Raw genomic sequence first — 21,729 nt, forward strand, 5'->3', positions numbered from 1 at the left:
TCAATATGCGAATTATGACTAGTCATATGCCTAACATTACTCCTAACCCTTAATTAAGGGTGAGAAAATGTCCGGAGAATTCGGGGGCTCTTACAGAAATGCGATCTGCATACCGTCAATAATAAGGCGAAATATGGAACTCGACTTTATAACTCTTTACATAATTATATTATTGAATTCTGTCGGATTTGCTCTGGTTTGGCTTATCATTTCCGGATCATACAAGTCTTTGCAGCATGCTTCGCGCTATTGGTTTATGGCACTGATGATGACCTGTGCTGGTGGTCCGCTTCTCGTTATAGGTGAAAACTCACTCGGCTGGACCTATGCCGGAAATATATTAATTATCAGTGGTTTCGGCTTATTCTGGCAAGGCGTGCGGGTTTTTTACAATCAAAAGGCACTTTGGGCTGTACAAGGTCTTTTGGTGAGCCTTGTTGCGACGGCATTTATCTTGTTCGGGTCAAGGCAAGCGGCCAATAACCTTATCATCGCCACGGGACAATTATTTACTGTCAGCCTCACCGTTTGGACATTGCTGACCAAAGGGCAGCGTCAAGCGGGCACATGGGTTGCCAGTGGTGCCTTCGGCATATTGGTTTTAGGGCAAGGCGCTGAAGCTATTACCAATATTCTGCAACTGCTGAACCTTATTGATGCAGATACTTATTATCAATATGCCGCATGGTTTCTGGTCTCAGCCATTATCGGCACCAGCATTGCCAATTTAGGTTTTCTGCTGATGGCGGTTGATCAGCTGAAAAGCGATTTACAGGCACTGGCTATGCGCGATGAGCTAACCGGCCTGCCCAATCGACGAGCCCTCAATGCGAGGCTACCATTAATTGAAAAACGCGCCAAGCGTATGCAGCGTCCTGTCACTGTTTTGATGATGGATCTTGATAAGTTCAAAATCATCAATGACAATTACGGACATTTTGCCGGTGATCACGCACTTAAACATCTGGCAGAAACTTTGCAGCAAAGCATTACCCTTCAAGGTGCCCATGAAACCGGCTTTCTCGCACGTATCGGTGGTGACGAATTTTGCATTCTCATTCCTGATGCAGATCTTAAAACAGCCACTAAAATTGCGGAAAAATTGGCACGAACAATTGCCAACACTCCTTTTAGCTGGAAACACAACCGCTTAACATTGTCCGCCAGTATCGGTCTCACCCATTGGTCTCCGTCGCAAGGCACATCATTAAGCGAGAGCCTATCTGATGCAGATAACTATCTTTTGCAGACAAAGCGCAATAGCCCACAACCGCAAGAACCGTTTCAAATCACGACTTACCAAAGCCCTCTGGCTAAACTGGCGTGATAAAACCAGCCACATGCGGCCCGCGAGAATTAAAAATTATGCCCCGATGAGGTGATATTACATTGACGTCTCAAAGCTGGTCGCGTGCAATGGCTGCACGAAATAAACTCAACAGCTCAATCGGAGGACACGCCAATAAAGAAAGCTATTTTCTCTGCAATGCCGCGCCTTTACACAGCGTAATAAGTGTTCCACACCAAGCTTAAGCTGTGGTAAGCGCATCCAAACGACAGGCAGCAGAGGTAAAAGTCATCGTCGATACGGATGCAAAAAACTACCGAAACATCCGATCCATCCGGTAATGTATATCCGCGCAATCATTATGAAGTACTGGCCGGCACAGGTTCACTGCGCGCACATATTTTAACTTCAAAAACGGTTTCTGCCGGTAAATCTGCCCCAATTAAAACTCGCCTTAATCGTGAACGATGGCAATAAGATGCCATTCGACGCGCATCACCACAAAGAAAACATCTGCTTTTCCGCCATCATTTCATTGATATTTGACGCCGTAACAGCCCTGATTTTTTATTATATCACGTTGTTTGGTGTCGGAAGTGATGCCTGTTTGATTATATAGCATTTTTACAGCCCCGATCGCAGTTGTTTTCGGCCTATGGGGCTTATTTTATCACCGCAGTTCGCTAGAGACTTTAGGGCTGTCGCTATGCATTTCGCCACTAGTCAGCCTGAAGTTTATTTGAAACAAACCTGCTATTTTATATTTCTGCTTTTAAGCCACACAAAATATTACACAAAACTCATACATTCTCACTCCATATAAGACGCACAAGCTTGGCGAATATTAGTTGCCTGATTAGCTTGCCACAACCGGATTTCAGGAGCCAATATGAGCGACAGAACCTATGCCTGTATGGCACTTATTATGACAACCATCATCGCATTGATTGTCATACGCCCATTCTGAAACTTGAATTTTATTGAAAAAATCCATCCGGATATGTTTGCAATACGCGAATAACCGCCTCACGATCCTCCGCTTTCAGAGCTAGCAAGGGCTTTGGCAGCTCAACGTCCACAACTTCAAAATGGTTGAGCATTTCATAGGTAACACGCAAGCTGGAATATTTCTTGAAAATTGTCCAGATCGGCTCCAATTGTTCATTCAAAGCCTTTGCATCAGCAATATCACCAGATTGCGCCGCCTTCGTTATCGCCACACATATTTGCGGAAAACTCCCCCCCAGCACACTATACCAAGTGTTAGCTCCGGCAATCAGCGCATCGGCACAGACCCAATCACCGCTATAGCCAATAGCAAACTCCGCAGTTACGGCTACTCTTTGTTCCTGCAAATGGTTTTGCAAATCTGCATTGGTTTGAGGTGGGTTCTTAATACCAATAATTCCAGGCACTTGTGCTAATCGCGCCACCAATTCCGGCGAAAATTTAAAATGTGTTGTTGATGGATTATCATATATGCAGATCGGTAAACCACTTTGCGTCGCCACAGCGGTAAAATGCTCAAACACTTCATCATCCGTCAAAGGCGTATAAGAAACTGCCGATAACAAACCGGCTGATACGCCAAGAGCCCTGGCTGTTTTTGCATAATTGACCGCATCATCAGTACGCATAGCGCTAATACCGACAACGAATGGCACGCGTCCGTTATTTTGCGCCTGCGCCACTTCGATTGCTTGGTTACGCACTTCCTTATTTAAATACATATATGTGCCGGTACTGCCTAAAAGGCCGACAGATTGAACATTGGCCGTGATCAGACGCTCAGTCAAATATGCAAGCATTTCGCACTCTAGAACACCTTTTGCATTGACTGGCGTAATCGGAAAAGCAGAAAGACCACGAAGCATCAAAACATCCTTAAACCTGTATAGATCAATGTTTATGCTGAGGTATTATACTCCATGCAATCTAATTTTATATTTAAAACCGGTGGATCAGATGAATATCATCCGGCTCCAATTCATGAAGCGCCTGATCGGGTTGTGACGTTGGTACACCGCCTTGTAGCATATAAAAATCAACCGTACGGCGAGTTGATGTTGCAGAAATATAAAAACCTGCAGCCCCTAATGCTTGAGCCGCATCCTTACAGAGCGCATAGAGCTTCGAGGCCAGTTTCTGCCCGCGCCAGTCATGGCTGACATGTAAAAATGGCAGTTGGCGCAAGTCAGGGTAATCCTGCACAGGACGCGCATCCACCACTCCTGCAGCGATCAGTTTGTCTTGGCTGAACGCGCCTAAAAATACACCGCCATGGTCAAAACACTCCAGCAAAATTGGCGTGTAAAGCTCCGGCTCGCCCTCCGGCCAATCACGTGTATCGTAAAATTCAGGCCTCAATTGCAGTTGACCCTCAGCAAAATGATAAACTTCATGGACGGTCTCACGCCGCTCAATTTGCCAGACGTTAGTCACTTCATGCCGTTCAAGGCGGCGAAAATCGATCATATTCATTGTATTTCTGAGCCATAGATTTTATTCAAGTTTTCTCAAAATATTATAAACCCTATTGAATTTAACAAGACTACAAATCTGTTAAGTACAGACGCTAAAATTAGAACAGAGGTAATAGTCGTGGATATTTCAATTACGATCGCACGAAAATCTTTAAGAGCACAACTCCATGATTTTTCACTCACCTATCTGGACTAACTCAGCGCCTATGATGAGATGAATGACTATTACCTGTATTTTGATGACTATTGGCGTAGTGGCGCACGCTGGCCTTATGTAATTCTGGCAGGCGATGAAATTGCAGGCTTTGCACTGGTGAATGACTGGTCAGCATGTTTTCAGACAATTACTTAAAAACCATCATCGTCAATAAAAATTGAGCGTCATGGATGCCAACGAAAAAGCCTGTCGTTTTTGGCAAAATGCTTTGGAAAACAATGCCATTTAAGACTTGCAAAGCATCAGCAAAGATGGCGCTACGATTTATCGTTTTAATAATTTGAGATAAAAAAGGCCACATAGAAACCTATGTGGCCTTTTATTTTAAACGCGAGAACTTAGTTCACGTCCTCATCATGGATGAGGCTTTTCTTTGATGTTTCCGGCATAAACAAAATTGCCACCAGTACAGCCACTGAAATTGCCGCCATATAATATGCCGGGGCAAATTTGTTACCGCTCTGCATAATCAGCCAAACACCGATGAATGGGGCTGTGCCGCCAAAAATCGTATAGGCCATATTGTAGCTGATAGCGGAAGCGCTGAAGCGTGTGCGTGTCGGGAAGAGTTCTAGAAGCGCAATACCCACAGGCCCCCAGAACAAACCACAACCAACAGCCAGCATGCTCTGACCGATAATTGCCGAAACGAGTGTTCCTTGCGATGCAACCATATAGGCCGGAATACAAATCGCAGCGTTCATCAACACGCCAATGATCAATAGTGGCTTACGTCCGTATATATCAGACAGTTTGCCGCCCAAAATCATAAAGACGAAAGCGACAAACAGCGCAACTGAGTTAGAAATCAATGCCGAGTTCTGGTCTAGCATGATAGTTGTTGTCAGATAAGAAACAAAATAACCTGACAAAGTATAGAAACCAAGGCTCGAGAAAGCAGCCAGAGCAAAGGAGAACATCATCTGCTGCTTCTGATTTTGCACCGCATCACGGATTGGCGTTGAGGCCACGCGTTTTGCCGCTTGTGTCGCCTTAAATGCGGGCGATTCATCTACTTTGTTACGGATATAAAGGCCGACCAAAGCCAGTGGCGCACCAATCAAAAACGGAATACGCCAACCCCAACCGGCATAGTTATCCGCAGTCATAATATTGGTGAGCAACAGCACCAGAAGAGCAGCCACAATTGGCGGAATATTTGCAAAAGAATAAGTGAAAGCTACATAAAGGCCGCGCTTTTCAGCCGGCGCATGTTCCGCCACAAATGAGTTGGAGCCGACAGTTTCACCAGCGGCAGAAAGCCCTTGGATCAAGCGGCAAACCACCAGCAGGATTGGCGCCATGATGCCGATCTGGTCATAGGTTGGCAGCAAGCCGATGGCCAGCGTTGCGCCCCCCATCATCAGGATGACCAGTGAAAGCACCTGACGGCGACCGATACGGTCACCAAGACTGCCGAATACAAATCCACCAAGCGGACGCATCAAAAAGCCGACCGCATAAACCGCAAATGTAGCCAGCAATGCCGCTACCGGATCGGTATTCGGGAAAAACAACTTGGCGATAATACCCGCTGAATAAGCGTAAATGACGAAATCATACCATTCGACAAACTGTCCGATGGCAGCCGATCCCAAAACGCGGCGCATAGCCTGACTTTTGGTGGCGTCTGAAATTTCTGCTGAATGTGCAGACATAGTTTACTCCCCTTCCTTAAACTTTATACGCCGACGGGCTGGCAAATTCTGTAACGGCGATGCTCAAGGCAAGGCAAAACATCACGCACGGCTTTAATACGCGCCTGATCCAACGTCGCTATAGCCAATCCTTCGCCCGCAGGCACCACAGAAACAGCAACTCCATTCGGATCAACTGCCATGCTCAGGCCCACAGAAAGCGGTGCCGGCTGGCAGGAGCCAACCACATAGCAAGTGTTTTCAATGGCGCGCGCTTTGAGCAATGTTTCCCAATGAAACTCTTTTAAAGGACCAGCAACCCAGCCAGACGAAACCAATAAGGCATCAGCGCCCTGCTCTACCAACAAACGGGAAATTTCCGGAAAGCGGATGTCATAGCAATTCAGCAGTCCGAATTTAAAACCGCCCAGGGTGAAAGAAACCAGTTCGCCGAAATCAGGCTGTAATGGTGCCGGCTCGTTTTTGCTCGATTCCTGATAAAGAAACGCATCATAAAGATGCAGTTTTTGATATTGCCCAAGCCATTCGCCATTGGCATCTATGGCCAGCATCATGTTTTTGGCAAGTTTGGTTTTACCCGCTGCATACGCACCAACCACCAGCGCGATGTTGTTCTCTTTAGCAATGCGCAGCATCGCCTTTTCAAACATATCACCGTGGCTTTGCGCGGCTTCAGCCATTTGCTCAGCCGTAGCCGTATAATCAAACATCATTGCTTCAGGAAAAACTACCAGCTCCGCACCTAGAGATGCGGCCTCACCTGCCAGTCGCTCAACCTTTGCAATATTATCATCAATATTCGCTGATCCTGCCGCCTGCGCGGTGGCAACAATCATTGTCGTCTTTGTCATAAGGCATATACCCCCAATTATTCCAGATGATTTGACATAGCGACTATTATGTTGTCCAAGATCAATTACGGCATAATTGATAACAAAAAGGTATCAATGGATGAAGCTTTCGGATCTGACACGACTGCGTTACTTTCTTTCAGTGGCAGAGCATTTGAGTTTTCGTAAAGCGGCAGAAACACTTAACATTGCCCAGCCTGCCATTAGCCGCTCGGTTAAACAGTTGGAAGAAGAGCTGGGTCTCACTCTTTTCGACCGCACAACACGCAGTGTCGCACTGACAAAAGCCGGTAAAATTTTGGCAGCAGACACCCAGCAAGCCATAACACTACTAGAAAAATCCATCCGTCACGCCCAGCAGCTTTCATCGGGCAAGGCCGGAGAAATTATTGTTGGCTATTCCGCTCAGACTGCTTACGGGCCTATGGCAGATATGATCATCAGCTTTCGTAATCACTATCAAGACGCGGTGATGAGCCTTTATCAAATGTCATCGCATGAACAGATTGAAGCAATTGAAAGCGGTAAGATTGATATTGGCTTTATGCTTTCGGCTGCTTCCCGCGCACCTTTAAGCTATATGAGTGCTTATCAAGAGCGGTTTATTCTGCTGGTGTCACGGTTTCATCCGCTGGCAACGCGCGCAAATGTTTCCTTACGCGAACTGAAAGACCTGCCCTTTGTTATGGGCACTCAAAAACGCTGGGAGACGCTTCGCTCACTGATCAACAATGTCTGTCTGCAATCAGGTTTTTTACCTATCATTGGTGATGAAGCAGATGATGTACCAGTATTATTACAGCTCATTGCCATGCAAAGAGGCATCACACTTTACGGTGCTGCGATTGCCAAAACTTTGCCACAGGATGTAGTCGCCATTCCGCTGGAAGATAACCATTGTAATTTCAACATTGGCATTACCTGGGACAGACAACGCGAAACCCCGTTGATGCATGATTTCATCCGGTTTATTGAGGCCAACTCTCCCATTCTGAACGACCAATGATTTAACAACAGGAATTTGCAATGCGTATGAGTTTGAACAAAAAGATCATTGAAGTCTGCAATCAAAAAATTGCAACCAAAGGCGACAATGTCGGCCTTTCTTTCTACGCATTCTTTGCCAATAAAAATGACGATCCAGAACTGCTGATGGAAGCAGCAGAATGGTGGATCAGAACCCATAAACTCGACCACTTTGAAAAGGCTGTCAAAATCAAAGCCATGGTTGAACGTGAAATGGCATAAGCCGCAAGTAATTTTACAACTAGAAGGATGCATTCAGCCAATGGTTTTAACCGCCACAAGATTGCTTATTATCAGCCTCTTTCTGCTTTTACTGCCACGGGCGGCATGGAGTGCCAATTGGGAGATTTGTGACCTCACAGTAAAAGTACAAGAACCATCAAGCGATGTACACCTGCTCTTTACCAAGATAGTCAGCGTGAAAGCAAAGGCGCAGGCAGAGTGCCCGCAAGCTGGCGACACCCTCAACTTCGATCCAGAAACTGAAGACTATCAATCCATGATACCGCGCAAAAACTGGCCGACAGCAGGGAAAACCGTATCGGTTCGCTATCGTTATCTGGACGGTACATGCAAAAATAGCGGCCCGTGCCGTATCAAACATTTTTCACTCATTAAAAAATAACATGAAATTTGCTTTGCAATCTTGAAAAACCATCATTTGCTTACCAGTTGCGTAGGGTAGCAAATTAGGAGTTTTGAAAATAATGCTCTGTCCTATTGATAATACTGAACTGGTCATGTCCGAGCGTCAGGGAATTGAAATTGACTATTGCCCTAAATGCCGTGGCGTCTGGCTGGATCGCGGTGAGCTGGATAAAATCATTGAACGCTCAGTTCCCGCAGAAGAGCCAAGAACCGTCAGCCAGCATGATCAGCGCTCTGGTGATCGTCAATATGACGGGCGCGGCCATGATGACCGTTACAGACGCGATGATGATTACGAACATAAAAAATATCGTAAAAAGAAATCACTGCTCGGTGAGTTATTCGATTTCTAATTATTGCAACAACGGCAACTGATAGTTTTAAAAGTCCCGCTTTATTAGCGGGACTTTTTTATTGGCCAGAAAAAATCTTAAATCTTGCTGGTGGTAATCACATTGCCCCACGGGTCTTCAAATGTACGCGATGGCAAGCCGCGCTCATCTTCCAGCGCGACAAAAGACAATCCGGTTCGATCCAAATCGCGCTTTTCCGCGCGGTTACTTTGCCAGGAATTGGCTGCAATATGATGGTGATAACCACCTGTCGACAAGAAAACCGCCTTATCACCGTAAGATTGTACGGTATCGAAACCAAGCTCCTGATGCCAGAATGTTTCTGCCTGCTGCGCGTTGCCAACACGCAAATGCACATGCCCGACCACAGTGTTTTGCGGAGCTCCGAGCCATTCGCCGCCTGCTGGCTTGCCTGCCTCCAGCAAATTGCCGACATCGAGCGCTTCCGTCCCCATCACCACACGCGAGCCATTCCACTGCCAGCCGTCATGTGGACGATCAGCATAAATTTCAATGCCGTTCCCTTCAGGGTCAGTCAGATAAATGGCCTCGCTGACATTATGGTCTGAGGCACCGGCAACAGGTATTTGTTTATCAATAGCGTGGCGCGCCCAACGTGCCAGATCGCCACGCGATGGCAACAAAAAGGCCGTGTGATAAAGACCGGCACTGCGCGGATCATCCGGCTTGGCAGAAGAAAACTGCTCAATCTCCAGCAATTCACGATCACCTGCCCCCAGCACGATCGTGTGGCTGCGCCGTGCCATTTCCTGCAAGCCTACAATGGTTCGATAATAATGTGCCAGCTCCTCTGCATTGCGCGATTTCAAGCCAACACGTGCAACACGCACAGGCGTTGTCATTGCAAAAGGTAAAGGTGAGACAGCTGGCGACTGTTTCAGTTCCATGATCGTTTTCTCCTGCGACAGATCACCGGCAAACCCAGCACGCGTTGTAGTCAGAATAGTGGCTGCGGTGGCAGTACCGCCAGCGACAAAGGAGCGTCTGTTTAGCACGTTTAGATCTCGCATCATTCTCAGCATAATTGCTTTTTCTGATACAAAGATCGGCCTTATTGATTGTTCAAACAAGAGACTAAATAGCAAACAGCCTGTTCACCAAAGGAAACCAATATACAAGCGGAAGCAATGAAATGCGGCTGATGCTCTTTCATATTGTTATTATTTGCTGGCGATTCCGGTTGAGAAAATCTCAATTATCGTCAATCAGGCAATGCCGAATGTAACAAAACGCACTACATCAATGGGGCATTGTTGCCTGCGGCCATCAAGATGTCGCAGCTCTTGCGTGGCCGTGATCCGCAAAGATTGGATTGGAGGAGTTTGCGCATATAAATCTCACTCAAAAATCATGATGATTTAACGCTTAAGCGCTGGACTGCGGCGTAAAAGAATCATAGTTTGAGTGATCACTCTATTTATCATTGGCGCAATATTAATATAATTAGAGTGATAGCTCTATGAATTGGAGAGTGATATGGCGCGCAAACTAAACCCTGAGCAGCACGAGGCGAAAAAACAGAAAATTTTGGCAGCTGCCCATAATTGCTTTCTGGTGCATGGTTTGCAGGGCGCATCTATTTCCATGATATGCAAAGAGGCCAGCATGAGCCCCGGCCACCTCTACCACTACTTTGCCAGCAAAGACGCCATCATCGTAGCCATGACCGATGAGTATCTGAAAAGCCTGCACGCCAATATTAACGCGCATTCGGAAAGCGATGACACAGCCACCGTTCTTGTCTCTGAGCTATGGAGCATGAAAAGCTGGACGGAGGTTGAGCACTGCCGCATCACCTTTGAGTTATTCGCGGAAGCCGCCAGAAATGAAAAAGTCCGCGAAATTATGATTGCCAATACCGATAAGGTCAGACAGCTGCTGATCGCAACACTGCGCGCCGGACAAGCACGCGGCGATGTAGACGCAAGCTTTGATCCGGAACACACCAGCACAGTGCTGATCTCGCTTATCTATGCAGCTCCGATGATCCCGCTGATTGCGCCGCACAGTAACTTTGAAACAAGCCGCGGCCTTATCACCATGATGATCCGAAAATTTTTAAAACCGGCAGCATAAATGCATGAGACAATGCATTACCCTGCCCGCTTGCGGTAATTCCTCTTGTTCCGGTGCCGTACAAACTTCAACTCTGAATACACCACTACGATAGATGTGAGCCCCATGCCTGTTTTCAATGCACTTTTGCTCTACATACTGGCCGCCCTTGCCGAGATTGCCGGTTGCTACGCATTCTGGGCGTGGCTGCGCCTTCATAAAAGCCCGTTATGGATCATCCCCGGTATTGTCTCATTGATATTTTTCGCCTGGATTTTAACCCGCATCGATCTGGATTTTGCAGGTCGCGCTTATGCTGCCTATGGCGGCATTTATATTATCGCCTCTATTTTTTGGCTTTGGGTGATTGAACAGCAAATGCCGAGCCGCTGGGATATTATCGGCGGCCTGCTCTGCCTTGGCGGCATGATGACCATTCTTCTCGGTCAATTATCCAAAATTTAGCACAAAAAAGCCGCCTGAAATTCAGACGGCTTTTTTATTTTTTGATTTATAAAAATCAGAATTTGTAAGCTACACCAAGGCGCACTTCATTGACCTTGAACTTGTTGCGCGCATTAAAACTCTCACCATCAACGGTTCCGGCAAAGTCTTTACGACCATAATCTGTGTAGCGATATTCCAGACGCATGATCACATTGTCAGTTGCGGCATAATCAAAGCCACCGCCAACAGTCCAACCGGTACGGGTCTTGCTGTGGGAATATGTATCGCCATTCACAGTCAGGCTATTTTTAATATCACCAAATGCAACACCACCGGCCAGATAAGGCATAAAGCGATCATAAGCGATACCAACGCGAGCACGTACTGCGCCTGACGTACGCAACTTACTTTCAAAGCTATAATCACCGAGATCATCGGTAAAACGCTCACTCTTCTTCAGGCCATTAAAGGTTACATCACCGTCAATACCCAGAATGAAGTTGCTGCCTGTATCAAAGTTATAACCAGCGTAAACACCACCAAGGAAGCCATCCGGCTTCACTTTATCAGATCCATCTGAGTTATAAAATTTCGATGAGCCCCAGCCATAACCGATCTGACCACCAATATAGCCACCTGCCCAGCTAAACACTGGGGCAACAACTACAGGAGCTGGTTCCTGATACACAATCGCGTCAGCTGCATTTGCACTGTGCGCCGCAAAAACTACAACTGTCGATGCAAGTAAAATTGACTTGATATTCATATCGATCCCCGATCTCTGCAATGCAGATCTATCCGTTCGCTTCTGATATAAATATAAGCCGTTTCAAAAATATGTCTGTAGCAAAATAGACACAGAGACCATCAACTTGATTCCAGATTCATTCACAATTCATTAACTATGTCAATTTCAAATTCAAGTCTCTGTAATTCCACAACATTTATTTTTACAGCCAAAATAAAAAAGCCCGCTACACATAAATGTGAGCGGGCTTTTTTTATTTAATAAGCTGTTTTTTACTTAATCAACATGCTCAAGCCGAGATAGAGCAGTGCTGATAATACTCCGGTAGCTGGCAGCGTAATGACCCAGGCAGCACCGATTGTCATCACATGAGAACGCCGTACCAGTTTGCGGCGACGACGCTCTTCCGGCGCCATTCTGCCTTCAGTCGGGATCGCAAGTTGTGCCTTACGTAAGCGACGCTCAGCATCCCATTCACGGAAGAAGCCAACACCAAAAATTGCACCAACGGCAATATGGGTTGAGCTTACCGGCAAGCCAAGCCAGCTAGCGACAATCACGGTAACGGCTGCGGACAAGGCAACGCAATAAGCCCGCATAGGATTAAGCTTGGTAATCTGGCTACCAACCATGCGAATGAGTTTTGGCCCAAACAGGAAGAGACCAACTGAAATACCAAGCGCACCAATCAGCATGACCCAGAAAGGAATGGTTACCTGATCTGCAAACATGCCAGTATGCGAAACCTGCACAATAGCTGCCAATGGACCCACAGCGTTAGCCACATCATTGGCTCCATGTGCAAAGCTCAAAAGCGCTGCAGAAACCACAAGCGGAATACCAAACAAAACCTTGATGGATTTGTTACGGTTTTCAAGGCCTTCAGACTGGCGCCGGATAACTGGTACCATCAGAAGCCCGATAATAATGCCGATAGCACAACCTGCAAGCAAAGCGGACTGTATTGACAGCGGGTAGATATTTTTCATGCCCTTGAGCACGAGATAGGTCGCAAATGTACCGGCCATAAAGCCAATCAATACCGGAACCCACTTGCGAGCAGCAGCAATTTTATCTGGCTGATAAACAATGCGCGCCTTGATAAACCATAAAAATCCCGCAGCAATAATGCCGCCAAGCATAGGCGAAACCACCCAGCTTGCAGCAATCGCACCAATTTTACCCCAACTGATGGCGCTTAAACCGGCAGCAGCAATCCCTGCCCCCATCACGCCCCCTACAACGGAATGCGTAGTAGAAACAGGTGCACCAATCCAAGTGGCTAAATTAACCCAGATGGCGGAAGATAAAAGTGCGGCAACCATAGCCCAGACAAAATATTCCGGCGTCCCCATGGATTCTGGCGCAATAATGCCTGTTGCGATGGTCGAGACAACATCCGCCCCGCCAATAAATGCACCCGCACTCTCAAACACAGCTGCAATCGCAATAGCGCCACCCATGGTCAGTGCATTAGCACCAACAGCTGGCCCCATATTATTAGCCACATCATTGGCACCGATATTCAGCGCCATGTAAGCACCAAAAATCGCCACAACGACAATGAACAAGCTATTACTGGTTTCGCCTAAAGAAACGATAGCGATCAAACCGACCAGAACGATAAAGATAAATCCTAAACCCGGCGCAACCATAGGGCGCGCAGTGTAGCTGGCGGCGCGTTCCAATGTGGAAAAACGTCCAAGGTCGCGATCTAGCGTATCAAGATGATCCGCTTCGTAGTCATTGCCAGACATAGCGTCTCCGCAGTTTCGAAAGTTGTGATGCACATTTAAAAACAGTTTTGCTGCAGACAACAATCAATTGATGGGGGATGAGAATGAACATAGTGACTGATTTATCCGATCCAATCCGGCTTACTTCATTGACGCACATGATTTGGAAAAAACACCACAGAATTACGATGAGTGACAAAACGAGAGACCAGATTAAAAACGATATGAAATGTGTTTTTAACCGCCTTACTTCATCACCGACAAAACAGATATATCCGGTTCATCATCTTAATGTTTACCGCCTCACCCTGGGTCAACTGACAAGTAAGAACTTAAGTTGCCGACCTTGAATGAAGCGATTCTCAGTCGGCGTTATAGCAGGTCACACAAAAAATACGCATTATTTTCGTAAATCTGACACATGTTTGTCATGGTCTGCGAAGTCGCACCTATACTGCTTAGATCACAGCAACACGCTTATTTTTCTGCATAAAACAGTGGAAATACATATTTAAAGTTCGGAATATTGGACTTGTCCCACTTAATTTTCCGCACACATTCACTTTACGTGCTGACATAGATAGCTGAGAAAGGCCATTATTGTCAGATGATGAGAGCAAGGCGGCGAAGCAGGCTCCGGAAAACTATTCAACCTGAGCTTTTGAAGTATTTTTGCGCAGGTATCACAGCTCGCTCCGCGGCCCAATTGACGGGTGTTAATCGCAATACGGCGATCCTGTTCTTCCATAAGTTGCGCGAAGTGATTTTCGAGAAGTTGGCTTCATCAGTGACGGGCTTGATGGGCGGCGATATCGAAGTCGATGAAAGCTATTTCGGCGGGCGCAGGAAAGGTAAACGCGGGCGTTGTGCAGAGGGCAAGTTTCCTGTCTTCGGGCTCTTGAAGCGAGGTAGCAAGGTTCATGTCGTTATCAGCTCAAATATCCGCACAGACACGCTTTTCCAGCCATCAGGGACAAGGTGAGGCCGGACTCCATCATCTAAACCAACAGTTTCGTTGCCTATGATGTTCCGGACGTTTTCGAGTTCCATCATGTCCGGATTAACCACTCGGGACTGTTCGCCGTGGACATCAATCACATCAACGGAATCGCGAACTTCCGGAACCAGGCCAAGCGTCATCTGCGCGGTTATAACGGCATTCCTAAGCAGCAGTTTAACCTGTTCATCAAGGAGTGTGAGGGCGCTTCAAGTACCGCCCTGTTGCCAAGCTCATCAAAGTTCTGCGACAGTGGTGGCTCAAGTAACGATAGACACACTATCTATGTCAGCCCCAAAAAGAAAAGCCAATCAAAAATGAAAATCAATCTGGGTTACTCAGCTGGTAAGGACTTAATTTCTCTTTGATTTTTTTTACGATAAAGCTTTTCATCTGATAGAGACATCACGTCTTCAAAGCTCTGTCCATTTTTAACGGTAATATATCCAACCGAGACAGATAGTTTTTGTTTAACTACGGGACGCTTATTTTCCAGTAAGTTTCCCGCCAAATCGCTGATAAGTGAGACAGCGCTATCAATGCTCAAACATGATGCTTTTGGCACAAATGCACAAAACTCATCACCACCGATACGGGCAATTAGACAGTCATCAGGTAAAATATCTATCATTGCTTCAGCAACGGAAACGACAGCATCATCACCCACAGGATGACCATATTGATCATTGATATCCTTCAAATAATCAATATCAGCAATTAAAAACCAGCCTCTTACACCGGCTTTAGTGACAACTTTAAATTGTTCAATGAAACTTCGACGATTTAACAAACCTGTCAATGGATCGACATTTGCAATGCGAGCCAATTCATTGGCCTGCCTTACGGCATTACGATACGATTCTTCTAACTGCTCTAATCGCGAGAACCAAAAGACACCGATAGGTGTAGCAATTAAGAATGGTAAAATTAACCGTACAACAATGGTAGTCGCATCTGAACTTGTGCCAGAAATCATACGGATTACAGTAGATAGTGATATGGAGGCTATAGCAGCGATCAGCACCACAACTACAGTTCGCTTCCAAACATATGCTGATGGTAACCGCAATCCAGCTCCCCCAAGATCTAAAACTATAATACGTCCAAAGACTTAACTATGACATATTCGTAAAAGTTACGCGCGCAAAAAATCTCACCAAAGATTAATCTTTAGCAGTAGTTCCAGCATAGGCATAGAAAGGATTTATAGCGGATTTGTGTTATTTATCTTGAATATCTGTTGATTGAATTGAGCGCCTTGCCCCGCACCCGCCATCTAGGTGCGGGTAAAATCCTAAAATTATCCAATGAAATCAAGCATTATATTTTAGAATGGTGGGCGATGAGAGACTCGAACTCCCGACATCTTCGGTGTAAACGAAGCGCTCTACCAACTGAGCTAATCGCCCGCAGTTGCTTTGCATCAACTGTGTGGCTGCTTACTACGCAATAATAACGACATATGCAAGCACAAAATGCAGCTAACCCAAAGATTTATCACATAAAACTCATCTGATTATAAAAGACAGCTTTCAAGCAAATTTTAGATGTAATAAGGGGAAAGTACTGCATGCCATTATGCAGATGCATTCTAAAACTGACAAATTTTAAAGGGAATGTTTTAGAATGGTGGGCGATGAGAGACTCGAACTCCCGACATCTTCGGTGTAAACGAAGCGCTCTACCAACTGAGCTAATCGCCCGCAGTTGCTTTGTATCAACTGTGTGAGCGTCGTTTAAGCAATTAATTTGACTCGCGCAAGCTCCAAATTCAAAAAAATCACATAAAAACGCTAAAAACACAAAAATAATTCAAAAATTAGCAAAAACTGCCCTACCCGACCCAAAACCCATAGCAAAACAATCTGTTAGGCAGATATCATCTGTCACTTTACGCGAAAATATTTTTGCGATTCAGTGATGAAAATATGATTCCACCAATCATTTGATGCGGATTCGTGTTTTAGATTCTGTTTCTCGCGAATATGCAGGCAAAAGAAAACCGGCGTAATTTTAAAACTACGCCGGTTTAAAAATAATCACGCGAGTCCGCGCAATATCAATGATTCATTACCACCATTTGGTTGGTGCAAAGCGTCCAGCAGCCTGCTCAATTACATGAGCAGCCTGGAACAATGTTTCTTCACCAAATGGACGGCCGATCAGCTGCAAGCCCAAAGGCAGACCATCAGCGTTGAGACCGGCAGGAACCGACACACCTGGCAAACCAGCCATGTTTACAGTGACAGTGAAAATATCGTTCAGATACATTTTAACCGGATCCGCAGCCATCTCCGCATCAGCAACTTTAAAAGCGGATGAAGGTGTGGATGGGGTCAAGATAGCATCAACACCGAGATTGAAGACATCTTCGAAGTCTTTCTTAATCAAGGTGCGCACTTTCTGCGCTTTAAGGTAATATGCATCATAGAAACCAGCAGACAGCACATAAGTGCCGATCATCACGCGGCGCTTAACTTCCCATCCAAAGCCTTTGGCACGGGTCTGTTCGTACATGTCGGCAATATCTTTGCCCGGCACACGCAAACCATAACGAACACCGTCATAACGTGCCAGATTGGAAGAGGCTTCCGCAGGTGCCACAATGTAATATGCAGGCAAGGCATATTTGGTGTGCGGCAGCGAGATATCAACGATTTCTGCACCAGCGTCTTTGAGGAACGCAATGCCCTCCTGCCACAACTTTTCGATTTCTTCCGGCATACCATCAACACGGTATTCTTTTGGAATACCAATGCGCATGCCTTTAACGGATTTGCCAAGTACAGCTTCATAATCCGGCACAGGCAAATCAAAGCAAGTGCTGTCTTTAACATCAAAAGAAGCCATAGACTTCAGCATGATAGCCGCATCACGCACATCGCGGGTAATGGAACCTGCCTGATCAAGGGATGATGCAAAAGCAACAGTGCCCCAACGGGATACACGACCATAAGTCGGCTTGAAACCAACAGTACCGGTGAATGCGGCCGGCTGACGGATTGAGCCGCCTGTATCAGTTGCAGTGGCGGCCACGCAGAGATTGGCGGCAACGGCTGCCGCAGAACCACCTGAAGAACCTCCAGCGGTCAACTGTGCATCCGATCCTTTGGCGCGCCATGGGTTGGTGACCGGACCATAGAAAGATGTTTCATTGGAAGAGCCCATCGCAAACTCATCCATATTGAGCTTGCCGAGCATAACAGCACCATCAGCCCAAAGATTGGCTGTGACTGTTGATTCATACTCCGGCTTGAAGCCATCGAGAATATGCGAGCAAGCCTGCGTGTGGATGCCTTTGGTGGCAAAGAGATCCTTGATGCCGAGCGGAATACCTTCCAGCGCACCGGCTTCGCCCTTGGCCAGACGTTCGTCAGATGTTTTAGCCATCTGGCGCGCATGATCATGGGTCACAGCAATATAAGCATTAAACTGGCTGTTGGCGGTATCAATCGCGCTCAAATAAGCTTCAGTCAGTTCGGTCGCTGTAATTGCTTTGCTTGTTAACTTATCACGCGCTTCAGCAATAGTAAGTGCGGTTAAATCGGTCATTGTTTAATCCTGTCGATGCGCAAAACGCGCAAATTTCTTTAGTCCCGCCAAGTGACAATTCATCAAAAGCAGCGTTATCCACGCGCTTTGAATGATTATTCGACCATTTTTGGTACAACGAAAAAATTGTCTTCTGTTACAGGTGCATTTGCGACAACCGCATCGGCAATATTGCCATCGCTGACAACATCATCACGCAGGCGCATTTTCATCGGCATGGCAGATGTCATTGGCTCAACACCTTCTACATCCACTTCATCAAGCTGAGCAACAAAGCCCAGCATATTATTAATTTCGCCCGTCATACGCTCTGCATCGTCATCGCTGATCGCGATGCGCGCGAGGTGAGCAACGCGTTTGACTGTAGTAATATCAACGGACATCCTGAACTCCGGAAATTCTGTTTTAAACCAAAACAACAGAACTGCTTTGGCATCATTTAATAACGGCTATAACGCTGGGTTGGCTGTAGCGCAATATTGTTGACGCATTTTCAAGCGCAATCAATAATTTTGCAAGGCTCCGGCCGCTGCTGCCACCACTTTTGTGTTTTTTGCATCTTCCATCGCCTGAATGAAATTATCAGCCGTTTTTTCAAGTAACGAGAATGAACCGTAATGCGCGGGCAAAACAGTTTCAAATGACATAAAGCGCTGACAAGCCAAAGCCGCAACAGCACTGCCCATCGTAAAACGGTCACCAATCGGCACAATGCCGATTTCCGGCTGATGCAATTCATTAATCAGCGCCATATCGGAAAAAATATCAGTATCGCCCATATGATAGAGTGTCGGCTCGTCCTCAAAATGAAAAACCAGACCATTGGCATTACCCAATGAATGCGACACACCATCTTGCGTGATTGTGGCTGATGAATGCAGCGCATTGACGAAAGTCATGCTGAAATCATCATTAAAAATAGTACCGCCGGTGTTGCCCGGATCGGTCTTTTCAACACCCTGATGCGCAAGCCAAGCCGCCAAATCAGCATTGGCCAGTACCACTGCGCCATGTTCCTTGGCAATTTGCACTGTGTCGCCGATATGATCCCCGTGACCATGGGTCAGCGCGATATGGGTTACCCCCTGGACAGCTTGCTTCAGATCAACATCTTTGAAACCCGGATTGCCGGTCAAAAACGGATCAATCAAAATAACACTTTTGCCAGCCTCAACCCGAAACGCCGCATGTCCAAGCCAGGTGATTTTCATTCACTTACCCTCAAATTTTATCTACGCGCAGTTATGACGCGATCTAAAATAACATCAACCCCTGAAAAGGGATTATGAAAAATGACCATGATCAATGGCATTTTCATTAAATATAGTTCCGCTTTATCATTTTTATGGCATAGAGGCACTACTAAGCCCGCATTTGATAAAGGTTAAGACACTTGGCAATCTTAGAAATCACCGAACTGCCCGACTTTCTGCAATCTAGTCAAACAGCTGGCAAAACCATTGCCGGCCTTGATCTGGGCACCAAAACCATCGGGCTGGCGATTTCAGATTTAGGCCTTTCTTTTGCCAATCCCCGCCCCGTTATCAAACGGGTTAAGTTTACAATCGATGCGCAAACACTCATTAAACAATTAGCCGATGAAAAGGTCTGCGCCATTATTATTGGACTGCCGATGAACATGGACGGAACTGCAGGCCCACGCGTACAAGCGACCAAAGCCTTTGTGCGCACCATGCAGCCATTAACCGATATTCCGTTTGTATTCTGGGATGAACGCCTTTCGACCGTTGCCGCAGAACGTGCACTGATAGGCATGGATGTTTCCCGGCAAAAGCGGGCAGAACGCATTGATTCTGCCGCTGCCGCTTTCATCTTACAAGGTGCCCTTGACCGCCTGAACATGTTGCGTCGCCAACAAGACAGCGAATAATAACAGCAATTATTGTAATGGCGGATAAAGCGTATCGATAATGCGCTTGGCATTATGGCGTGCATCCAGCATGCCATAAGTGGTGCGCCATTGGCCGCCAAGGCGGGTTTCGATGAAGGCATCGGCCACATGATCGGCACCTTGATGGCGAAGCTCCGCCGCAGCCGCAGCAAAGGCCAGCTGTTCGGTCAGCAATCGGGCAGCGCCTTCATCTGAATTGGTCAGCTGCATGGCTGCACGAAGCACATTGATCGTACCCTGCCCGTTGCGCCCTAACTGGTTGCCGATCCAATCCAGCACTTCATCAAAAAGCTTCGGCGCTTTGGCAAGTACGCGCGCTACATCCAGCGCCATCACATTGCCGGAGCCTTCCCACATCGCATTAAACGGCGCTTCACGATAAAGACGCGGCAGATTGCTTTCTTCCACATAAGCATTGCCGCCTAATGCTTCCATCGCTTCATAAAGCAATGCTGGCGCAATTTTAGCGACCCAATATTTAACCACCGGCGTCATCGCACGGGCAAATGATGCCTCCATACGATCATTGGCTGCCATATCAAAAGCACGCGCCAAACGCATGGAAAGGGCGGTAGCAGCCGCTACATCAAGCGCCATATCAGCAATAACCCGCTGCATCAGCGGCTTATTGATTAAAGCTTCGCCATTGACCTGACGCATCCGTACATGATGCACGGCCTCTGCAAGCCCTGCATGCATCAGACCTGCGGAAGCCACAGCACAATCAAGCCGTGTGAGTGTCACCATATCAGTGATGGTTTTAATACCCTCTCCGGCTTTCCCCACCAGATGGACATGCACATTATCAAATTCGACTTCAGCAGTCGCATTGGAACGATTGCCAAGTTTGTCTTTCAGGCGCTGAAATGCAAAACCATTGAGCGAACCATCCGCCAGCACGCGCGGGGCTAAAAAGCAGCTTAAACCTTCCGGCAATTGCGCCAGCACCAAAAACGCATCGGACATCGGCGCCGACAGAAACCATTTATGGCCATTCAATAAATAGCTGTTATTATCAAAGCGTACGGCCTCACTGTTAAGACCGTTTAAATCCGTACCGCCCTGCTTTTCAGTCATACCGAGCCCAAGGGTGATGCCATTTTTATGGGCTGCGGCTCTGTGTGACTGATCATATTTGCGGCTCATAATCCGCGGCAGCCATTGCTTATAAAGATCAGATGACGACATGAGAGCAGCAAGCGACGCATTGGTCATGGTCAGTGCATTAAGATGCCCTGCCTCCAGTTGCGCAGTCAGATAAAAACGAGCCGCGCGGGTCTGGTGCCGGCGCCCCGCCTCCGCTGCCCCGTCTTCCCAGACTGAGCAATGCAAGCCATTGGCAACCGAGCGGCGCATTAAAGCATGATAGGCCGGATGATATTCAACCTGATCGAGACGATGCCCCAGACGATCATGGGTTTTCAGTATGGGCACTTCACTATTGGCCAGTCGCGCCAGTTCCTGCGCTTCCGGTGACAAAACATAACGACCAATCTGCTCCAGCTCACGTTGCAGATTTTCAGGAAAACCACCCGCAATTTTCATCATTAGCGGATCGCTGGTATAAGCGTTATTTCCGGTCAGCGGCGCTGTCTGATTGATTACTTTATGAGGTTTCAAAACTATCATCCGTTTACGAAAGCGATGAAATGCCGTTTAACCCGAGTAACAAATCATCATATGGCATCACTTTTTAATCTGTCATGATGCCTGCTAAATGCTAATAATATGCAACCA

The 21,729-nt window shown here is 46.7% G+C and carries 21 protein-coding genes, 2 tRNA genes and 1 pseudogene; 10 read left to right on the plus strand and 14 right to left on the minus strand.

Annotated elements, in window-relative coordinates; translation table 11 throughout:
- Positions 1-229: 229 nt before the first annotated feature.
- Positions 230-1,327 (plus strand): GGDEF domain-containing protein, encoded by a 1,098-nt coding sequence (locus FHS77_RS02720; protein WP_184219687.1) that lies wholly within the window; start codon positions 230-232, stop codon positions 1,325-1,327.
- A gap of 938 nt (positions 1,328-2,265) precedes the next feature.
- Here FHS77_RS02720 and FHS77_RS02725 read toward each other — a convergent pair.
- Both FHS77_RS02725 and FHS77_RS02730 read right to left on the minus strand, forming a co-directional pair.
- Positions 2,266-3,162, minus strand: coding sequence for a dihydrodipicolinate synthase family protein (locus tag FHS77_RS02725; protein ID WP_184219690.1), 897 nt, complete (start codon positions 3,160-3,162; stop codon positions 2,266-2,268).
- A 73-nt stretch (positions 3,163-3,235) separates the two neighbouring features.
- Complete coding sequence (locus FHS77_RS02730) at positions 3,236-3,769, minus strand: GNAT family N-acetyltransferase (protein ID WP_184219693.1); 534 nt, start codon at positions 3,767-3,769, stop codon at positions 3,236-3,238.
- Positions 3,770-3,985: 216 nt separating this feature from the next.
- On the opposite strand from FHS77_RS02730, the gene FHS77_RS02735 reads away from it, so the two are divergent.
- Positions 3,986-4,123: a hypothetical protein gene (locus tag FHS77_RS02735; RefSeq protein ID WP_184219696.1), complete on the plus strand. Its 138-nt coding sequence runs from the start codon at positions 3,986-3,988 to the stop codon at positions 4,121-4,123.
- Between the two features lie 203 nt (positions 4,124-4,326).
- Here the strand turns inward: FHS77_RS02735 and FHS77_RS02740 are convergent, their stop codons facing one another.
- Positions 4,327-5,646: an MFS transporter gene (locus tag FHS77_RS02740; RefSeq protein ID WP_184219699.1), complete on the minus strand. Its 1,320-nt coding sequence runs from the start codon at positions 5,644-5,646 to the stop codon at positions 4,327-4,329.
- A 23-nt stretch (positions 5,647-5,669) separates the two neighbouring features.
- Positions 5,670-6,497 carry a carbon-nitrogen hydrolase family protein gene (locus tag FHS77_RS02745; RefSeq protein WP_184219702.1) on the minus strand — a complete coding sequence of 276 codons (828 nt, stop codon included), beginning with the start codon at positions 6,495-6,497 and terminating at the stop codon, positions 5,670-5,672.
- A gap of 100 nt (positions 6,498-6,597) precedes the next feature.
- Here FHS77_RS02745 and FHS77_RS02750 point away from each other — a divergent pair, with 100 nt between their 5' ends.
- The 4 genes from FHS77_RS02750 (at position 6,598) to FHS77_RS02765 (ending at position 8,524) form a co-directional block, all read left to right on the plus strand.
- On the plus strand, positions 6,598-7,503 hold the full coding sequence (locus tag FHS77_RS02750; protein ID WP_184219705.1) for a LysR family transcriptional regulator: 906 nt from the start codon (positions 6,598-6,600) through the stop codon (positions 7,501-7,503).
- 20 nt (positions 7,504-7,523) lie between these two features.
- Entirely contained in the window at positions 7,524-7,745 is a 222-nt protein-coding gene (locus FHS77_RS02755; RefSeq protein ID WP_184219708.1) for a DUF6500 family protein, read from the plus strand.
- Positions 7,732-8,148, plus strand: a complete 417-nt coding sequence (locus tag FHS77_RS02760; protein ID WP_210307013.1) for a hypothetical protein — start codon at positions 7,732-7,734, stop codon at positions 8,146-8,148. The genes FHS77_RS02755 and FHS77_RS02760 overlap by 14 nt, the downstream gene beginning before the upstream one ends.
- Positions 8,149-8,230: 82 nt before the next feature.
- On the plus strand, positions 8,231-8,524 hold the full coding sequence (locus tag FHS77_RS02765) for a TFIIB-type zinc ribbon-containing protein (protein WP_184219711.1): 294 nt from the start codon (positions 8,231-8,233) through the stop codon (positions 8,522-8,524).
- Positions 8,525-8,601: 77 nt separating this feature from the next.
- On the opposite strand, the gene FHS77_RS02770 is transcribed toward FHS77_RS02765, so the two are convergent.
- The gene (locus FHS77_RS02770) at positions 8,602-9,432 is read right to left on the minus strand and encodes a VOC family protein (protein ID WP_246431216.1); all 831 of its coding nucleotides are present in this window, start codon (positions 9,430-9,432) and stop codon (positions 8,602-8,604) included.
- Positions 9,433-10,021: 589 nt separating this feature from the next.
- Between FHS77_RS02770 and FHS77_RS02775 the strand changes: the two genes are divergently transcribed.
- Both FHS77_RS02775 and FHS77_RS02780 read left to right on the plus strand, forming a co-directional pair.
- Positions 10,022-10,621 (plus strand): TetR/AcrR family transcriptional regulator, encoded by a 600-nt coding sequence (locus tag FHS77_RS02775; protein WP_184219714.1) that lies wholly within the window; start codon positions 10,022-10,024, stop codon positions 10,619-10,621.
- A 105-nt stretch (positions 10,622-10,726) separates the two neighbouring features.
- Positions 10,727-11,065: a YnfA family protein gene (locus tag FHS77_RS02780; protein WP_184219715.1), complete on the plus strand. Its 339-nt coding sequence runs from the start codon at positions 10,727-10,729 to the stop codon at positions 11,063-11,065.
- 55 nt (positions 11,066-11,120) lie between these two features.
- Here the strand turns inward: FHS77_RS02780 and FHS77_RS02785 are convergent, their stop codons facing one another.
- Positions 11,121-11,813, minus strand: a complete 693-nt coding sequence (locus FHS77_RS02785; protein WP_184219718.1) for an outer membrane protein — start codon at positions 11,811-11,813, stop codon at positions 11,121-11,123.
- Between the two features lie 254 nt (positions 11,814-12,067).
- A complete protein-coding gene (locus FHS77_RS02790) occupies positions 12,068-13,552 on the minus strand; it encodes an inorganic phosphate transporter (protein ID WP_184219720.1) in 1,485 nt (494 codons plus the stop codon).
- A gap of 589 nt (positions 13,553-14,141) precedes the next feature.
- Here FHS77_RS02790 and FHS77_RS02795 point away from each other — a divergent pair.
- Positions 14,142-14,796, plus strand: a pseudogene (locus FHS77_RS02795) (IS1595 family transposase).
- A 66-nt stretch (positions 14,797-14,862) separates the two neighbouring features.
- On the opposite strand, the gene FHS77_RS02800 reads toward FHS77_RS02795, so the two are convergent.
- The 6 genes from FHS77_RS02800 to FHS77_RS02825 all read right to left on the minus strand — a co-directional run bounded on the left by FHS77_RS02800 (position 14,863) and on the right by FHS77_RS02825 (position 19,291).
- On the minus strand, positions 14,863-15,597 hold the full coding sequence (locus FHS77_RS02800) for a GGDEF domain-containing protein (protein ID WP_184219722.1): 735 nt from the start codon (positions 15,595-15,597) through the stop codon (positions 14,863-14,865).
- 264 nt (positions 15,598-15,861) lie between these two features.
- A tRNA-Val gene (locus FHS77_RS02805) sits at positions 15,862-15,937 on the minus strand.
- A 218-nt stretch (positions 15,938-16,155) separates the two neighbouring features.
- Positions 16,156-16,231: transfer RNA gene (locus FHS77_RS02810), tRNA-Val, on the minus strand.
- Positions 16,232-16,598: 367 nt separating this feature from the next.
- Positions 16,599-18,080, minus strand: coding sequence for an Asp-tRNA(Asn)/Glu-tRNA(Gln) amidotransferase subunit GatA (gene gatA / locus FHS77_RS02815; RefSeq protein ID WP_184219725.1), 1,482 nt, complete (start codon positions 18,078-18,080; stop codon positions 16,599-16,601).
- Positions 18,081-18,175: 95 nt separating this feature from the next.
- Entirely contained in the window at positions 18,176-18,463 is a 288-nt protein-coding gene (gene gatC / locus FHS77_RS02820; protein WP_184219728.1) for an Asp-tRNA(Asn)/Glu-tRNA(Gln) amidotransferase subunit GatC, read from the minus strand.
- 120 nt (positions 18,464-18,583) lie between these two features.
- On the minus strand, positions 18,584-19,291 hold the full coding sequence (locus FHS77_RS02825; protein ID WP_184219730.1) for a metal-dependent hydrolase: 708 nt from the start codon (positions 19,289-19,291) through the stop codon (positions 18,584-18,586).
- 182 nt (positions 19,292-19,473) lie between these two features.
- On the opposite strand from FHS77_RS02825, the gene ruvX reads away from it, so the two are divergent.
- A complete protein-coding gene (ruvX, locus tag FHS77_RS02830; RefSeq protein ID WP_184219733.1) occupies positions 19,474-19,971 on the plus strand; it encodes a Holliday junction resolvase RuvX in 498 nt (165 codons plus the stop codon).
- Between the two features lie 9 nt (positions 19,972-19,980).
- On the opposite strand, the gene FHS77_RS02835 is transcribed toward ruvX, so the two are convergent.
- On the minus strand, positions 19,981-21,612 hold the full coding sequence (locus FHS77_RS02835; protein WP_184219737.1) for an acyl-CoA dehydrogenase family protein: 1,632 nt from the start codon (positions 21,610-21,612) through the stop codon (positions 19,981-19,983).
- Between the last annotated feature and the right edge of the window lie 117 nt (positions 21,613-21,729).

Source organism: Paenochrobactrum gallinarii, assembly GCF_014205685.1.
Lineage (GTDB): Bacteria > Pseudomonadota > Alphaproteobacteria > Rhizobiales > Rhizobiaceae > Paenochrobactrum > Paenochrobactrum gallinarii.

Bases quoted from the DNA above. Each gene is read 5' to 3' on its own strand.
- FHS77_RS02785 (WP_184219718.1), bottom strand. From the start codon at position 11,813: ATGAATATCAAGTCAATTTTACTTGCATCGACAGTTGTAGTTTTTGCG.
- FHS77_RS02755 (WP_184219708.1), top strand. From the start codon at position 7,524: ATGCGTATGAGTTTGAACAAAAAGATCATTGAAGTCTGCAATCAAAAA.
- FHS77_RS02735 (WP_184219696.1), top strand. From the start codon at position 3,986: ATGAATGACTATTACCTGTATTTTGATGACTATTGGCGTAGTGGCGCA.
- FHS77_RS02740 (WP_184219699.1), bottom strand. From the start codon at position 5,646: ATGTCTGCACATTCAGCAGAAATTTCAGACGCCACCAAAAGTCAGGCT.
- FHS77_RS02765 (WP_184219711.1), top strand. From the start codon at position 8,231: ATGCTCTGTCCTATTGATAATACTGAACTGGTCATGTCCGAGCGTCAG.
- gatC (WP_184219728.1), bottom strand. From the start codon at position 18,463: ATGTCCGTTGATATTACTACAGTCAAACGCGTTGCTCACCTCGCGCGC.
- FHS77_RS02790 (WP_184219720.1), bottom strand. From the start codon at position 13,552: ATGTCTGGCAATGACTACGAAGCGGATCATCTTGATACGCTAGATCGC.
- FHS77_RS02745 (WP_184219702.1), bottom strand. From the start codon at position 6,497: ATGACAAAGACGACAATGATTGTTGCCACCGCGCAGGCGGCAGGATCA.
- FHS77_RS02780 (WP_184219715.1), top strand. From the start codon at position 10,727: ATGCCTGTTTTCAATGCACTTTTGCTCTACATACTGGCCGCCCTTGCC.
- FHS77_RS02730 (WP_184219693.1), bottom strand. From the start codon at position 3,769: ATGAATATGATCGATTTTCGCCGCCTTGAACGGCATGAAGTGACTAAC.
- FHS77_RS02775 (WP_184219714.1), top strand. From the start codon at position 10,022: ATGGCGCGCAAACTAAACCCTGAGCAGCACGAGGCGAAAAAACAGAAA.
- FHS77_RS02725 (WP_184219690.1), bottom strand. From the start codon at position 3,162: ATGCTTCGTGGTCTTTCTGCTTTTCCGATTACGCCAGTCAATGCAAAA.
- FHS77_RS02770 (WP_246431216.1), bottom strand. From the start codon at position 9,432: ATGGAACTGAAACAGTCGCCAGCTGTCTCACCTTTACCTTTTGCAATG.
- FHS77_RS02825 (WP_184219730.1), bottom strand. From the start codon at position 19,291: ATGAAAATCACCTGGCTTGGACATGCGGCGTTTCGGGTTGAGGCTGGC.
- FHS77_RS02750 (WP_184219705.1), top strand. From the start codon at position 6,598: ATGAAGCTTTCGGATCTGACACGACTGCGTTACTTTCTTTCAGTGGCA.
- gatA (WP_184219725.1), bottom strand. From the start codon at position 18,080: ATGACCGATTTAACCGCACTTACTATTGCTGAAGCGCGTGATAAGTTA.